At 46.3% G+C, this 15,931-nt stretch carries 16 protein-coding genes; 13 read left to right on the top strand and 3 right to left on the bottom strand.

Going from position 1 to position 15,931, the window contains the following annotated elements:
* Nucleotides 1-54 precede the first annotated feature (54 nt).
* Nucleotides 55-243 (bottom strand): DUF4177 domain-containing protein, encoded by a 189-nt coding sequence (locus HP399_RS20615; protein ID WP_007727654.1) that lies wholly within the window; start codon nt 241-243, stop codon nt 55-57.
* Nucleotides 244-342: 99 nt separating this feature from the next.
* Nucleotides 343-834 carry a hypothetical protein gene (locus HP399_RS20610; RefSeq protein ID WP_173620687.1) on the bottom strand — a complete coding sequence of 164 codons (492 nt, stop codon included), beginning with the start codon at nt 832-834 and terminating at the stop codon, nt 343-345.
* Nucleotides 835-1,067: 233 nt separating this feature from the next.
* Between HP399_RS20610 and HP399_RS20605 the strand changes: the two genes are divergently transcribed.
* The 8 genes from HP399_RS20605 (at nt 1,068) to HP399_RS20570 (ending at nt 10,743) form a co-directional block, all read left to right on the top strand.
* Nucleotides 1,068-2,195 (top strand): D-alanine--D-alanine ligase, encoded by a 1,128-nt coding sequence (locus tag HP399_RS20605; protein ID WP_173620688.1) that lies wholly within the window; start codon nt 1,068-1,070, stop codon nt 2,193-2,195.
* Nucleotides 2,196-2,414: 219 nt separating this feature from the next.
* Nucleotides 2,415-4,220, top strand: a complete 1,806-nt coding sequence (locus HP399_RS20600; RefSeq protein WP_173620689.1) for an IucA/IucC family protein — start codon at nt 2,415-2,417, stop codon at nt 4,218-4,220.
* A 42-nt stretch (nt 4,221-4,262) separates the two neighbouring features.
* Nucleotides 4,263-6,131 (top strand): IucA/IucC family protein, encoded by a 1,869-nt coding sequence (locus HP399_RS20595; RefSeq protein WP_173620690.1) that lies wholly within the window; start codon nt 4,263-4,265, stop codon nt 6,129-6,131.
* Between the two features lies 1 nt (nt 6,132).
* Nucleotides 6,133-7,377: an AMP-binding protein gene (locus HP399_RS20590; RefSeq protein ID WP_173620691.1), complete on the top strand. Its 1,245-nt coding sequence runs from the start codon at nt 6,133-6,135 to the stop codon at nt 7,375-7,377.
* A complete protein-coding gene (asbD, locus tag HP399_RS20585; protein ID WP_173620692.1) occupies nt 7,374-7,640 on the top strand; it encodes a petrobactin biosynthesis protein AsbD in 267 nt (88 codons plus the stop codon). The genes HP399_RS20590 and asbD overlap by 4 nt, the downstream gene beginning before the upstream one ends.
* Before the next feature lie 32 nt (nt 7,641-7,672).
* Nucleotides 7,673-8,656 carry a DUF6005 family protein gene (locus HP399_RS20580; protein ID WP_173620693.1) on the top strand — a complete coding sequence of 328 codons (984 nt, stop codon included), beginning with the start codon at nt 7,673-7,675 and terminating at the stop codon, nt 8,654-8,656.
* Between the two features lie 7 nt (nt 8,657-8,663).
* Nucleotides 8,664-9,500 (top strand): sugar phosphate isomerase/epimerase family protein, encoded by an 837-nt coding sequence (locus HP399_RS20575; RefSeq protein ID WP_173620694.1) that lies wholly within the window; start codon nt 8,664-8,666, stop codon nt 9,498-9,500.
* A 112-nt stretch (nt 9,501-9,612) separates the two neighbouring features.
* Nucleotides 9,613-10,743: a TolB-like translocation protein gene (locus HP399_RS20570; protein WP_173620695.1), complete on the top strand. Its 1,131-nt coding sequence runs from the start codon at nt 9,613-9,615 to the stop codon at nt 10,741-10,743.
* Between the two features lie 48 nt (nt 10,744-10,791).
* On the opposite strand, the gene murF is transcribed toward HP399_RS20570, so the two are convergent.
* A complete protein-coding gene (gene murF, locus HP399_RS20565) occupies nt 10,792-12,174 on the bottom strand; it encodes a UDP-N-acetylmuramoyl-tripeptide--D-alanyl-D-alanine ligase (protein WP_173620696.1) in 1,383 nt (460 codons plus the stop codon).
* A gap of 149 nt (nt 12,175-12,323) precedes the next feature.
* On the opposite strand from murF, the gene HP399_RS20560 reads away from it, so the two are divergent.
* From HP399_RS20560 to floA, 5 genes are all read left to right on the top strand, one after another.
* The gene (locus HP399_RS20560) at nt 12,324-12,647 is read left to right on the top strand and encodes a histidine triad nucleotide-binding protein (RefSeq protein ID WP_012685763.1); all 324 of its coding nucleotides are present in this window, start codon (nt 12,324-12,326) and stop codon (nt 12,645-12,647) included.
* Between the two features lie 113 nt (nt 12,648-12,760).
* Nucleotides 12,761-12,934 carry a 30S ribosomal protein S21 gene (gene rpsU / locus HP399_RS20555; protein ID WP_007727630.1) on the top strand — a complete coding sequence of 58 codons (174 nt, stop codon included), beginning with the start codon at nt 12,761-12,763 and terminating at the stop codon, nt 12,932-12,934.
* 17 nt (nt 12,935-12,951) lie between these two features.
* Nucleotides 12,952-13,398, top strand: a complete 447-nt coding sequence (locus HP399_RS20550) for a GatB/YqeY domain-containing protein (RefSeq protein WP_007727628.1) — start codon at nt 12,952-12,954, stop codon at nt 13,396-13,398.
* Between the two features lie 166 nt (nt 13,399-13,564).
* On the top strand, nt 13,565-14,908 hold the full coding sequence (locus tag HP399_RS20545) for an NfeD family protein (RefSeq protein ID WP_173620697.1): 1,344 nt from the start codon (nt 13,565-13,567) through the stop codon (nt 14,906-14,908).
* 7 nt (nt 14,909-14,915) lie between these two features.
* Nucleotides 14,916-15,920, top strand: a complete 1,005-nt coding sequence (gene floA / locus HP399_RS20540) for a flotillin-like protein FloA (RefSeq protein WP_012685765.1) — start codon at nt 14,916-14,918, stop codon at nt 15,918-15,920.
* Nucleotides 15,921-15,931 lie beyond the last annotated feature (11 nt).

Raw genomic sequence — 15,931 nt, 5'->3', positions numbered from 1 at the left:
AAAACAGCGTCCGCGTTAATACGGCGCTGTTTTTCTTTTCGGCTTCAGTTTGATTTAAGACTTTGGTTTTTCAAAAATCAATTCGAAGTATTTGGCCATACCGTCGCCCCCGATGCTTGGAGCAAAGATTTGCACCAAACGCCAGCCTTCCTTGGCGTGCTCGTGGACAACGGTCTGATAATCTTCTTTTGGTTGGCGTCGAAAAGAGGACAGCTCAACTCGGACGAATTTGTATTCAAACATGTTCTTTCCCCCCGCTTGTATCGTCTCTCTTTTTATACGCGCGACGAGCGGAAAGAGTTGCAAAAGAATGTGAATCATTTCGAATAAAGAAATAAGTGCTCATGACAATTGCTTGTCATTTTTTACACGCCTGACGAGATCGAGAGCCTGCTTGAACCCCAGTTCCTTGCCTAAAAAGACTTGTCCTTCGGCAGGGGTAGAAGCGCGGGCCTGGCTTAAGTTCTGAAGCTCGTGGGACAAGAGATGCTCGACCAGATATAGCTGTACCTGACCGATTTCCCGTTCGCTTTTCCGATCACGCTCCTTGAATTTTGCCCGTTGCTGACTTTCCTCCACGTACTTGTCAATATCATCCTCCAAAAAATGTGAGGCATTGCAGATGATTTGACGGTAGTCATCCGTCTTAGAGGGAATGGTACGGATGGTGTGACCGAGATGGGCGAGGAGAAATTTGTTCAAGATGATTGGGTCTCGGGTGTAGTTGTTATGCAGCAGGGAGTATTCCCCCAAGAAAGACCCGCTTTCCTTATCATAGCTGTGCAATAAAGTGTAAGAAGAGCAATATGTGCAGAACAACAAATAATCTCTCATGGAAATCCCTCCAAAAAATAGCTCCATGACAGGAATTTTATTTATAGGGTATGAGAAAAAACGTGAGCAGGTGATACTTGCTTCTCTTGTTTTTGGCGTTTGGTTTGTGTATGCTAAATGACGGGCTCGGCCCGGTAAATAGAGCAGATGTTGGGCTTTTGCATAGCATAGGAGAGAGTAGAAACTGGGTAGACTCTCCGGTTTCGTACGGAGAGGAAAGGAGCATGACACAGATGGGAAATCAAAAGATCCGACTGGGCATTATTTATGGAGGAAAATCCTCAGAGCATGAAGTTTCATTGCGTACGGCCATGTCCATTATGCAGGCCGCGGATGCAAATAAATATGAGGTAACACCTGTGTACGTTCAATTGGATGGCTCTTGGGTGACTGGAGAGACACTGGCAGGTCAACTGCCGGATACGATCGAAGCGTTGCGCTTATCGGCAAAAACGCCAGCCATTCCCGAGACAACAGAGACAGGGCAAGAGCTGGCAATCGCAAACAAGCAAGGATCGCTGTTTGCCATGAATGAGCAAATGGATGTTGTTTTCCCTGTGGTTCACGGACCATTTGGCGAAGATGGGACGATCCAGGGATTGTTGGAATTGGCGAATATCCCGTACGTGGGAACCGGAGTAATGGCTTCCGCTATCGGAATGGATAAATGGATGATGAAGACCGTCTTTGCACAAGCTGGACTTCCGCAAGTGAAATATGTAGGCTTTCTGCGCTCGCAATGGGAAAAAGGCCAGGACGATGTCATGGATCGGATCGAGCGTGAACTCGGCTATCCGTGTTTCGTCAAACCGGCGAATATGGGTTCTAGCGTAGGGATTAACAAAGCGAAAAATCGTGAGGAGCTCAAGCACGCATTAGAGGTAGCTGCCAAATTCGACCGTAGATTGATCGTGGAAGAGTTCGTTCAAGCACGTGAGTTGGAGATTGGCGTTTTGGGGAATGAAGAGCTGATGACATCTGTCGTTGGGGAAGTCATTGCCGCTAAAGAATTTTACGATTATGAAGCCAAGTACAAGGGGGCGGGAACAGAGCTCTCCATTCCTGCCATCGTTCCCGAGCATGTATCCGAACAAATCGCGGAAATTGCCAAGCAGGCATTCCAAGCACTCGATGGCTCTGGCCTTTCCCGTATAGACTTTTTCTGGGATGAGAAAAACGACAAGCTCTATATCAATGAAGTGAATACGATGCCAGGCTTTACGCCGTTTAGCATGTATCCAATGCTCTTCCAAGCAGCGGGTGTGAGCTACAGCGAGCTGATCGATCGTCTGGTGCAACTCGCTATCGAGCGACATGCGGATAAAGGTCGCAACGTCGTAGATGCGGAAGAGTTGGACTAATCATGAGAAAAAAGATGCTGATGAATCGGCATCTTTTTTCATTTTGTGTAGGAGGGAGGAACTAATTTCTGTCAGACTATCTCTCCTAACTGTACAAGGTGAATATTATCACTTGAAATGAGAATGATAATCGTTTACATTATTTATGGGACGTTTTACCAGTTATGTCAGTCACAATGCTTGAATAAAAAATTTGGATCAAGCAAGAGGAGAGGTAACATGTTCGTAGTCAAGCATATCGCAGAGCATGCAACGATGCAGAGCTTTCTCAATTGTTATCTCCGAGAAACAGGTAGGGGCGAGTGGATCAATCGAAAAGACGAGATTACTAAGCAGCTAACGAAGATCATACAGCCGAGTGCAACAGGTACATACCTTCATTGCGAACTCCCGCATCAGGGGATTTCCCTCTATGTCGGTGTCAAATATCATTCGGTGACTGGCAGGCATTTGTTTCATTATCCAGCTTGCTACCGAAGTGGTGACTGTACTCGTTTCGTTCAGGCGGACTATTTGACATTAGCGGTTCTTTTGATTAAAGAACTAACGCTTCAGCATGGGGAAAATGCAGTTCCAGATGAGTTAGTCTTGCGTATGATTCAAAGCTGCCAAAGCATTGAGAAATTTGTTAGGGCTCGCCAAAGTAATGCGGAGATTTTATATGGAGTGGAACAAAGCTTCATCGAAGCAGAGCAGGCACTTTTGTTCGGTCACTTGTTCCATCCAACACCGAAGAGTCAGCAAGGAATTCCTGAGGCCAAGCAAGCGTTGTATGCACCGGAGTGTTGCGGGAAGTTTCAACTCCACTTGTTTGCTGCCCATCCGTCGATTGTTCACGAAAAATCTGGGTTAAAAGAATCCGCTACGCAATTACTGAAGGGTGAGTTTCCTTCGATATCTGATGTCGATCCATCATTTTCAATCGTCCCGATTCATCCACTTCAAGCAGAATGGTTGCTTGAACAGGTAGCCATACAATCCTTGATAGAGAAAGGGTTGCTTCTTTACCTGGGACCAGCGGGTGAGGAGTATATGGCAACATCTTCTCTCCGAACGGTTTATCATCCTGAAAAGAAATATATGCTCAAGCTGTCCGTCCCAATCAAAGTTACGAATTCTTTACGGATCAATAAGTTAAGTGAGATGGAGATTGGTTTAGAGGCGAAGCAACTTTTTGAAACAGGGATCGGTGAGGTGAGTCGCAAGTATCCAGGCTTTGGCTTTATCTCTGATCCGGCGTACATCACGATTACGTTGGATCAGGGGGAAGAAACGGGATTTGAAGTGATCCTGCGTGATAATCCCTTTATGGGGAGTAATGCAGAGCAAGTCACGCAAATCGCTGCACTCGTGCAAGATCCACTTCCTGGTTACAAGAGTAGGTTGGCAACGATCATTCACCATCTGGCACAAAAGGAAGGTAAAGCACTGGAAGTAGTTAGTTTGGAATGGTTTAAGCGGTATGTAGATATTTCATTGAAGCCAATGGTATGGCTCTATCTAAAGTACGGAATTGGCTTGGAAGCCCATCAACAGAATAGTGTTGTCACTCTTAGAGACGGATACCCCGATCAGTTTTTTTATCGCGATAATCAAGGCTACTATTTCTCAGAATCGATGCAAGAAGTATTAGAGACAGAATTGCCTGGGGTTGGCAAGGCGAGTAGGAACATTTACAAAGACCATCTTGTAGATGAGCGTATCACCTATTATATGATTTTTAACCATATGTTTGGACTCATTAATGGATTTGGAACGGAAGGATTAATTGATGAACAAATCTTATTGGCAGAGATGCATGAGGTTTTGACGAAGTTTTTACCTATGAATCGAGAGGCGTCGAAGTTTCTAGAGAATCTATTGACTCGCGAACAGCTTCCGTGTAAGGCGAATCTGCTCACGCGCTTCTATGATCTGGATGAATTAACCCAACCGGAAGAGAGATCATCTGTTTTTGTTTACATAGATAATCCTTTAGCAAAAGTAAAGCAGACCGAAAAGGCTGGGCTTCATGCTTTTGGATAGCTTGCTAGCATCTAGCTTGAAGAGATTTGGAGGATATAAGGTATGGAGTTAACAATACAAGATTTCTCGGTTGAAGAGGCACTTCACTCGACACAGTACGTGCAGGTGAGAAGAAGGGTCTTTCGACAATGCATCGAGTCTTTGTTATATGAGGGAATTTTGATTCCTGAGACCATCCAAGAGGGTGAAGAGACGATTTACACCCTACATGGGCTTGATGAGGGGGATCTGCCTGTTCGCTATCGTTGCCAAGGGCGGAGAAGTGCGAGTTTTGGGCTTGTTCGTTTAGGGAAGGCCCCCGTTACTCGTGTTGTTTACGATCAAAGCGGAGTCGCACAGCAAGAATCTGAAGCGATATCCCTCACTCGTTTTTTAGTGGAAATCTTCCGAATGAATACGGTAGATGAACAAAGACTGAAGCTATTTGCCAATGATTTGGAACAAACGTTGTTAAAGGATACATTGGCCCAATACTATCGGGTACAAAATGATATTCGGATGCAGGGCAAATCGTACGATGAGCTGGAAGGTGATCTGATGGACGGACACCCTTACCATCCTAGTTATAAATCACGTGTTGGATTTACCTACGTAGATCATTTTGCTTATGGTCCTGAATTTAAGCAGGAAGTTCATTTTCTTTGGTTAGCGATACATAAACAATATTCTCAAGTGTCCATTGATCAAGGTAGAAATTTCGATGGCCTTCTTTTGGATGAAATAGGCCAGGAACAAAAAGAAGCTTTTCAACAAATCATCGTCAATCATGGATGCGATCCCGATCAGTATGCCTTCGTGCCTGTCCATCCTTGGCAGTGGCGTAATCATATCGTGTCTGGATTCCTGGACGATATCCATCGCAAAGAGATCATTGTGCTAGGAGTAGGCTCTGATGGTCATCGTCCACAACAATCCATCCGCACCTTTGCTAACAAAAGTAATCCGCATAAACCTTATCTTAAACTCTCGATGAACGTAGTGAATACTTCAGCGCCACGTCATCTCACGCCGCACTCACTGGCAAGTGCCCCCATTGTTTCGAGGTGGCTCAAGGGGATTACGGACGCAGATTCGTATTTACGAGACGTGCAAAGGGTGATCATGCTCCAAGAGTTTGCTGCAGTGGCATACGATCCTCCACCTGCTTCTGAACTGGTGGAAATGGTTACATTCGGGGTAATTGGGTGCATGTGGAGAGAAAGTCTCATCCCTCATCTCGAAGCGGAAGAAGATGCGGTTCCTTATAACGTATTAGCGGCAGTAGAGGTGGAGGGGGTGCCATTCATTGACCGTTGGATTCGTGAGCAAGGGCTAGAGAATTGGCTTGCGCGATTATTGGAAAGCAGTGTATTGCCAGTCGTTCATATTCTTGTGAAACACGGAATTGCAATGGAAACCCACGCGCAGAATATGATCCTGGTGCATCGGGATGGTGTCCCTTCTCGGGTAGCATTGAAGGATTTCCATGAAGATTTGATTTTTTGCCAACCGTTCTTGAGTGAGCCAGACAAATGCCCGAACTTCGCGGAAGTGCATGAATATTACGCAACGAAGCCCGATGATGTGATGTTTCACATGAATGAAACATCAACAGTCAGAGATCTGACATTGGAGACTTTATTTCTAATCAATCTGGGGCAACTCGCACGGCTGTTAGAGGAGCATTACGGATATGCCGAAGAGCAATTCTGGGAGATGGTCGTTAAGGTATTGGAGAGTCACCAGCAACGATTCCCGGAATTGGCGGAGCGATTTACGCGATTTGATCTGTTTGTTCCAAGCGTGCAGGTAGAAAAATTGACCAAGAAAAAGCTATATACAACGAACGAGAACTATCATTTACATGAAGTCCCCAATCCTTTGTTCGAGGCAAGGAAAAGGCTTCATTCCATGGCTGTGGGAGGTTACTAGCATGTTCATAGTGAATCAAAATGAGATTTCTGTGCATGAAATGGAGAGACATAAGCAAGCGTTCGAAAGCATGGATCATTTTCGACAGCCGGAAGGAAAGAGGTACGCAGTCTGCATAGCTGACCCACTTGACGTAATCAGTCTTGTTCAATATTTGCGTGAGCATAATGCCTCGGTGCTGTTAATTCATGGGGAAACTCCAATGGAAACAGCCTATCAAATGGCAGTGAAGGCAAGGTGTTATGGGCTTGTTTATCAGGAGACGAAGCACTTCTTGTCCATCACGGATAAGCAACAGAGCGAAAAACCATCGCTCTTCCAATATAGCTCAGGTACTACGGGGGACGCGAAGCTCATCGGGAGAAGTTGGGAGGATATTCAAACAGAAATTCATGCCTACAACCAGTTGTTCCAAGGTGAGGAAGCGTTAACCCCGATCGTGCTGGCATCGGTGACACATTCGTATGGATTGATATGTGGAGTTTTGGCAGCACTGGAACGGGGAAGTAAGCCTTCGATTGTGACGCACAAAAATCCCAAGTTTGCTTTGCAAGTGATTCAAGATACTCCCCAGCATATTGTTTATGGTCTGCCAGTATTTTATCACATCTTATCAAGCTTTACGCGAGAGCAGGTACGTTTTCACCGGTTAATGACATCTGGAGCTCCTATGCCAGAAGGCTTGTTTCTAAAGCTGCAAGGCATGAGCGACATCTTGATGCAACAATATGGATGCTCCGAGGCGGGGTGCGTCAGTATGAGTAAACAGATGCGGACGCATACAGATCTGGGGGTTCCCCTTTCCCATGTAACCATGACGACGGGTGAAAATGAAGAACAACCTGCGGAAATAGTCATTCGGATTGGACAGAACGAAATAGCGACGCAGGATTTAGGTTTCTGGACAGGAGAAGGACATATTCAATTTGTATCAAGGATGGATGATGTGATAAACGTCTCTGGTTTAAAGGTATTTCCTTTAGAGGTTGAGGACGTCATTTTGAAAATAAGTGGGACAAAAGAAGTGGTCGTGTATCGTGGACGTCATCCGGTCATGGGAGAGATTGTGAAGGCGCAGGTTATTACAGAGGGAGGGACTACTCCTGAACAAATCAGGGAATGGTGCCAAGATCGTTTGCCAGGCTATAAAGTCCCATTCGAAATCCAATGTGTGATGAGCATTCCTAAGACAGCCACAGGAAAAATCAGCCGTCGATTATTAGAAATGGAGACGATCAGCAAATGATACGAACAGAAAGAATCGAGCAAATCCATACGATCATGACCGAAAAATTAAAATTATCGCATATCCTCACGCTAGAGGAGTCCATGCGATTGAATGAGGATCTACATATTGATTCGATTATGCTATTGCAACTGATTGTTTATATCGAGGAAGATTTGCACTTGGTAGTTCCTGCTCATGAGTTAGATCCACGAATCTTCCAAACTGTTGGATCACTCCTTACTTTTGTTGAACAGTTGGAACCGCAGCATGTATCGAATTAGCGTCTATCCAAACATCGAGTGGGGGATACAGAATGGTTAAGGTTCATTGCATTATTTCATGCCTATGCGAAGTGATTAAGCGCCGCACAAAGATTGATTATCGTCCCTATTATTTTGGTATATGGGATGCCGAGTATTCCATTACGGATCAAGGTGTAGTCACGTATTACATTGATAACCATGAGGAGATTATCAAGGGTTATGAACGACTTTTCCGAGCGAAAGTAACAGAATGGTATGATCATTCCCAAGATAAAGCCTCCAATTTGGACACATTCTTAGAGCTAATTGATAAGCGTACCGAGGATCAGTTTGTCCTTGTTCAGATAGACATGTCGCTGGTTCCAGAGCGAGATAATAAATTTGCGTTGAAGCCATTCCCGCATTTTTTGATGATTTCAAAGACGGAGAACGAAGATGAGTGGTTTATGTTTGACCCGGATTTTCGTTGGGAGGGCAATGTGAAGAAGGAGACGGTGATCAAAGCCTTCTTAGAAAATCCGTTTGGTGGCGGCTTTATGGTGGATGCGAGTGAAATTAAGGAACCAACCTATGAAATGATTCACGACTATTTCTACGACGCACTCAAACGTGATCATAATCCGTTTACCCTTGAGTTGAAGCAATTGATTACAGACATGGCAGAAGGGCGCAATGGATACAACTTGGACATGCTACTCCCAGCAGTGACCCAGGTGAAAGTGATTGCGATCCGTAAATACAGCTACGAGTATGCATTCCTATATCTGCAAGATTACCTGGAATACCATCGTGATGAGTTTCTACGCATCGCATATAAAGTGGAGGACATCTACCAAGGGTATACGACAGCTCAGTACTTGTCTGTCAAAATGGCGATGACCAAGAATATGGCGTTGTTACCTCCGATTATCGAGGCGTTAGAAGAGATTGATCTGATTGAACTTGAAGTGAAAAAAGAACTGGAACGTCAGTTTGTTCTGTGGACCCAAATGGATAAAAGTCTCGTCACTGTAGACGAAAAAGGGTGGAGGTAAAGGTCAAATGAAACTCTCATTGTGCACAATCACTTTTCGCCACCAGCTAATTTCGTTTGCACAGATTGTTCGGTTTGCTCATCGTCATCATTTTGATGGGATCGAATTATGGGGAACCCACGCTCAACATCTGTACGATCATGATCGATTAGAGATGGAGGAGCAGGTAAGGTTGGTCAGGGATCAAGGCATGAGTATCTCCATGCTTAGCGATTATCTGGATATTGCTACTTCATCCGGATTTCAGCGTACACTGGAAAAAGCAAAAAGACTCATTTCACTGGCAAAATGGCTACATGTAAAGCAAATCAGGACGTTCGCTGGACAGAAGGCGAGTAATGAAGTAGGGCCAGAAGAGCGTGCACGCTATGTGCATCATCTGCAAATCTTATGTAAGATGTGTCATGAGCACGGGATTCAGCTCTTGGTCGAAACACATCCGAACACGCTCACAGATTCTATGAGTTCTACACTTGCTTTGTTGCAGGAAGTCAATCATCCTGCACTAAAAGTGAATCTTGATTTTCTTCATGTCTGGGAATCAGGTGCTGATCCAATCGACGCGTACGAGCAATTGAGACCGTGGGTAGCTCATTATCATTTGAAAAATATTTCCTCGCCGAATCATCTGCCGGTATTCGCTCCGCATAATGTATATGCCCCGAACGGCGATCGTGAGGGAATGGTACTGCTCGGTGAAGGTGTTGTAGATTATGGGCCTATTTTAGAAAAAATTGCAGATACAGATTATTTTGCATCTATTGAATGGTTTGGTCAGAGTCCGCAGCGTGTTTTAGCTGAAGAAGTAGAGTGGTTGCGGAAGGCAATGATGGTTCGTGCGTAAGTGAAAAAGGTCGGAGGCGCAGGGGTGCTTCCGATCTTTTTTTCGTGCAACAAGAAACCAAGTGCTTCCAGCGAGCGTCTATGTATTGATTACCTATTCGGGAGGTCCCTTGATGAAAAAATGCTTGTTGCTCTCATGCTTGCTGATTACCTTGCTAGGTACCCTTATCCCTGGACAAATCAATGCCTCTGCTCCAGCAAAGGCAGACCCACGCAAGCCAGAACCAGTCATCATCTACAAAGTAGCCCTAGATGGAAAAACCACCAAAACTGTTACAAACATGCCCTTGATGCACCGGGCGAGTATGTCGCCATCGAGCAGATTTGTATACGGGGAGCGAATCGGTTACGGGAAGGCGGACCGAACCATACCGTACCTGTACGACATGCAGACAAAAAAACTGACGCAACTATCCGGCGATGGAAAATGGTCGCCGAAGCAGGACGCGCTCTACGTTCTTGAAAATGGCAGTATCGTGAAGCTCAGTCTGCCAGACGGCAAAAAAACGGTACTCGTCCCGACAGCAGCTCAATATCCCGTCGTTGATTTTTCCGTTTCACCGGATGAACAGTACATGGCGTTCACCCGGATAGACATGCTCTCTTCCAATACCAAAGTAAGCGGTCACCTTTACTTGCAACATCTGCCTACGCTTAAAATGAAAAAGAATGACCAGTATGAATGGCGGAGTGGAACAGACGAAGAAATGTATTACTGGGTGCCGAATTCGAAAAAGCTGTTTTACAGAACACAAACGGCATACAAGGAGTTAGACTTACCGACTGGCCTGAAATACGATCACAATATGACCACATTTCCTTCTTACTCCAACGATATGAAGTACCGTTATATCCGAACAATGACAGAAGAATACATGCTGGATTTGCAGACGGGGGAAAAGGTCAATTTGAAAGATCCCGTGTTCACTGAGAGACACTTGGACAAGATTGTTTGGTCGCCATCAGGACATCAGATGGCAGTAGAACAGCACTCTCGTACTTCCAATTCTCAAGATTCGTATATGTACATTCAATCGTGCAAACAAGTCACAAAATGCGGCTATCCATTTGGTTCTCCTGACAAGGGAATGCCTGGCTACTACAATTTAAGTGACAATCATCGCATCATCGGCTGGGCAAAGGACGGGAAGTCGTACTACGTAGCTGATCTCGCATCGATCCACTATAGCGATTTTTCGCCTGAAAAGTTGGGTCCTTCCAACAATGTCGTTGAAATCCGCTAACATAAAAGAAGCCGTCTCCCGTTAACGAGAGACGGCTGTTCTTTTCTATTATTCGTGACCTTCCAATTCAGTGATAAGCGTCCATAATGACATACCTTTGGAGGCTTTAAACAGGAAAGCGTGCTTGTCATCGCGTAGCGGCAGTAATGCACGCAGTGCCTCTGCTTTTGTGGCGAAGTGCAGCTTGTTCCCCGTGTAAGCATCATGGAGATGGCGTGTATTCTCACCGACTGTCACGAGCAGCTCAAAGCGCTCAGCGATGTCCTGAATCGAGGCTCCGACGCCAGCGTGCATAGCGGCACTTTCTGGACCGAGCTCATACATGTCACCTAACACGACGACTCTTGCGCGCTCAGGGTACAGCTCAGCAAACGTCCGTACGGCAGCCTCCATGGAGACAGGGCTGGCATTGTAGGCATCACTGATATACACAGTACCGTGCTTGGAGTGAATTTGCTCAAACCGCATGGCGGAGAGCTGGACGGTGGACAAGGCGTAAGCGATTTGTTCTGTATCCATTCCGAGCCTCTTGGCAATTGCGACAGCAGGCAGTGCATTCAGGACACTGTGGCGGCCATGCAACGGCAGGAATGCCTCGAAATGCTCCCCGGAAGCAAAGCACACGTTGAAGCGGGTCCCACCCTCAACCGTTTCGATTTGTTCCGCCCAAATATCAGCCTTCTCATTAACAGAGTAGAACATGATCTCACCCGGATACAGATGGGCTATCAATCGCAGATATTCGGAATCTTTGTTGAGCAGCACAAGCCCGTCAAGAGCAGTATGAGGAAGCAGCTCCGCCTTTGCGAGAGCAATTTTTTCACGCGTGCCAAAATGCTCAATATGAGACTCTCCGATAAATGTAATCACGCTAATATCTGGCTGCACGAGCGAAGCAAGCAGATCGATTTCCCCGGCGTGGTTCATCCCGAGCTCTAGTACAGCAGCTTGATGTTTTTCTTCCATTTGCAACAACGACAAAGGTACACCGAGGTGGTTGTTGAAGTTTTTATACGTCTTGTATACGGGCGAACGGCTCCCAAGTACATGGGCCACGATGTCCTTCACGGTTGTTTTTCCGATACTTCCGGTAATGGCGATGCGAGGGAACGAAAAGCTTTTCCGATAAGCGGCAGCCAGCTTTTGAAAGCCACGTAGTGTATCATTGACGAGAATTAACCCAAAATCGTTTGGCAAGTTCGCAGGAATCTTCTCCTGATTCGAAACGAGTGCAGCTACAGCTCCTTGTTCAGCTGCTTGTAACAAAAAATCATGCCCATCCCGTGCGCCGCCTGTCAGCGCTACAAACAAAGATCCCGCAGTTAGCTCGCGGGTATCAAAGTGAACGGATGACAAGGCAAGCTCTGGGGAACCAGCGAGCAAAATCCCTTCTGCGTTGATTGCTGCCTGATCCAGTGCAATTGGTTTCATCTGCACGAACTCCTTTTGTAATCCAGTTTCAACCTCGAAGTCATGCTACCATGCGTTAGGTAGCGCCGCAAGACAAAAGTGAGGGAATGTGATACGATCAATTCTTACATACATAACTATCCACATACTGAGGAAGAAAGGAGTCTCCCATGGAAAAAAGTATTTTTACCAAAATCATGGACGGTGAAATTCCTGCTCGTATCGAGTATGAGGACGAGCACGTCATTGTCATCCACGATATTGCACCAAAAGCACGCGTTCACTTGTTGATTATCCCGCGTAAGCCAATTCCTACACTAATGGATGTAAGCGCCGAGGACCTGCCGCTGATTGGGCATATCCACCATGTAGCACAACTCTTGGCGAAAAAGCTGGAACTGCCAGGTTTTCGCCTGATTAACAACTGTGGTAAAGAGGGTGGACAAGAGGTTTTCCATATCCATTATCACCTTTTGTCCGGTTTTTACGAATAAAATTGAACTAAAGGTTGACCTTCTTTAGTCATCTATCCTATAATGAAGTGTGACAGTCTGTTCGTACGTTCGACTCAGGCGTCCCACGGTTTTAGCGGAGGGAGGGAAGACAAATGGCAGAAATTCGAGTCAAGAAAAACGAGTCTTTGGATAGCGCACTTCGCCGCTTCAAGCGTGAAAGCGCAAAATCCGGGGTGATGGCGGAACTGCGTAAACGTCGCCACTTTGAGAAGCCTAGCATTAAGCGCAAGAAGAAATCCGAAGCAGCTCGCAAACGCAAGTTTTAATTGACGGAGGGCTCATCATGAGTGTAATGGAGCGACTCGATCAAGATATGAAGCAAGCAATGAAGGACAGAGCTGCTCTAAAACTCTCTGTTATTCGCATGGTGAAAGCCGCATTAAAGAACGAAGAGATTAACAAGGGCAGACTTTTGTCTGAAGACGAAGTGCTGACCATCTTGACTCGTGAGTTAAAACAACGCCGTGAATCCCTCCACGAATTTGAGAAGGCAGGCCGCGTGGAACTTGCCTCGAAAACGCGCGAAGAGATCGACGTGCTCTCCGCTTACTTACCCGCTCAGCTTAGCGAAGACGAAATTCGTGATATCGTTCGGGAAGGTATCGCAGCTACCAATGCCTCCTCCAAAAAGGAGATGGGCAAAGTGATGGGTGCGATCATGCCGAAAGTGAAAGGCAGAGCAGACGGAAACCTCGTGCAAAAGATTGTATCTGAGGAACTACCATCGTAGACGAGAGTAACACCTCATATAGATACGAACAGAAAAACTCAACCTGTAAAGGTTGGGTTTTTCTTTTTTTCCAAGATGTGAAATAAATATGAAACAATTGGCCCCCTCTTTCGTATACCTTATTGCACATACGTTGAAGCTGATAGAAGGAAAGGAGGTACATGCAATGAGTGCAGCAAGGCTAGTAAAAAGCCGCGTGCGATTGCTTTTTTCACTTCTTTGCCTGATCATGGGAATGACGATGCTTCTTGCTCCCGCACCCACTACAGCCCAGACCTATCAAAAAGCTGTATGGATTCCAGTAGATAGCACGATCGAGCGAGGGTTGGAGAGCTTTTTGCACAGAGCATTTGCTGACGCACAGGAGCAGCAGGCAGACCTTGTTATCTTGCATATCAATACGCCAGGTGGCGAAGTGAACGCTGCCGACCAGATTGGACAGTTAATCCGTCAGGCTCCCATGCATGTGATAGCCTATATTGATAACCAGGCTTTTTCAGCGGGAACTTACATCGCCTTGAATGCAAATGAAATTATTATGACTCCAGGCAGTAGCATGGGAGCAGCCGCACCGATTGACCTGGCAGGGAATGCAGCAGATATCAAGTTCATTTCCGGTTGGAGCAATAAAATGAGAGCGGCAGCTGAATTGAACAATCGCAATCCTGACGTTGCTCGCGCGATGGTGGAAATCGATACAGAATTCCCAGGATTAAAGCCAAAAGGCACGGTGCTTTCTCTCGATGCCCAACAAGCGAAGCGGTTAGGTTATGCGGATGATGTGGTGTCCAATAAGGAAGAGCTGCTCAAAAAGCTCGGTATTCAGCCAGATTCCCTTCAGGCGATTGAGCCAACAGGTGGGGAGCTAGTCGCTAGATTGGTGACGAGTCCCATTGTGATGAGTCTTCTGCTCATCATTGGATTGGGCGGAATTGTAGTAGAACTGTTTGCCCCTGGCTTTGGTGTCGCAGGGACGATTTCGCTCGTCGCGTTCAGTCTATACTTCTTTGGACATTATGTAGCGGGATTTGCCAACTGGTTGCACATCGGACTGTTTGTCATCGGAATCTTACTGATGCTTCTGGAAATTTTTCTTCCGGGCGGCATTGTCGGTGCGATTGGCTTCGTGAGTATTGTGACAGGTCTCGTAATGGCAGCCTATGACACGCAGCAAGGGCTTGCGTCACTGGGTGTAGCTGCTCTGATCACGGCAATTGTAGCGTTCATGCTAGTGAAGAAGTACGGGGTCAAAGGTCTATTCAACAAGTTTGTCTTGGGTGACACGCAGCGCAATGAAGAAGGATACGTAGCTCCGCGCGATCAGCGTGAGCTGGAAGGAAAATCAGGCATCGCCCTAACTCCATTGCGCCCAGCAGGGGTCGTCAAGGTGGAAGGAAAACGAGTGGATGCAGTATCGGTTGGTGGTTTCATTGAATCGGGTACCACCATCACCGTGGTGCAAGTAGAAGGCACGCGTATCGTCGTTGCCGAACTAGAACAAAAGGAGTGAGCTCTTCATGTTTGAAGGCGGTTTGATTCCCCTTATTTTTATGGTGGCAGTAGCCATCGTCGTACTTTCAGTTTTCTTCTCGTTCGTACCAGTTATGCTCTGGATTTCTGCACTGGCTTCCGGTGTGAATATTGGGATTATTACCCTCGTCGCAATGCGCTTGCGTCGCGTCGTACCATCTCGTATCGTAAATCCGTTGATTAAAGCGCGTAAAGCTGGCTTGCAGCTGGATACAAATCAATTGGAGAGCCATTATCTCGCAGGCGGTAACGTAGACCGTGTAGTAGATGCGCTCGTAGCAGCACAACGCGCAGATATTCCACTTGGCTTCGAACGAGCAGCAGCAATTGATCTGGCTGGTCGTGATGTATTGGAAGCGGTACAAATGAGCGTTAACCCGAAAGTGATTGAAACACCTGTGGTAGCAGCAATGGCAAAGGACGGTATCGAGCTGCGCACTCGTGCAAAAGTAACAGTTCGTGCCAACATCGATCGATTGGTCGGTGGTGCTGGTGAAGAAACGATTATCGCTCGCGTAGGTGAGGGGATCGTATCGACCATTGGTTCGTCAAAAGGACATAAGGACGTATTGGAAAATCCGGATCTGATCTCTAAAACGGTATTGAATAAAGGTCTGGATGCCGGAACTGCTTTTGAAATTCTCTCGATTGATATTGCGGACGTGGATGTAGGAAAGAACATCGGGGCACAATTGCAAACCGACCAAGCCGAAGCAGATAAACGTATTGCTCAAGCGAAAGCGGAAGAGCGTCGTGCCATGGCGGTAGCCCAAGAGCAGGAAATGATTGCGCGCGTACAAGAAATGAAGGCAAAAGTAGTAGAAGCAGAAGCACAAGTACCACTTGCTTTGTCCGAAGCATTGAAAAGTGGCAAAATGGGCGTAATGGATTATTACAACATGCAAAACATTGCTGCTGATACACAAATGCGTCAATCCTTCGGGCATGCAGGTGACAAACAAGATCCTGCTTTGCCAGACGAGAAAGAATAAGGGCGATTGCC

Origin of the sequence: Brevibacillus sp. DP1.3A, from assembly GCF_013284245.2 — a bacterium.
Taxonomy (GTDB): Bacteria; Bacillota; Bacilli; order Brevibacillales; family Brevibacillaceae; genus Brevibacillus.
Note: the sequence above shows the minus strand (reverse complement) of the source record. Positions and strands in the feature narration are given on the sequence as shown.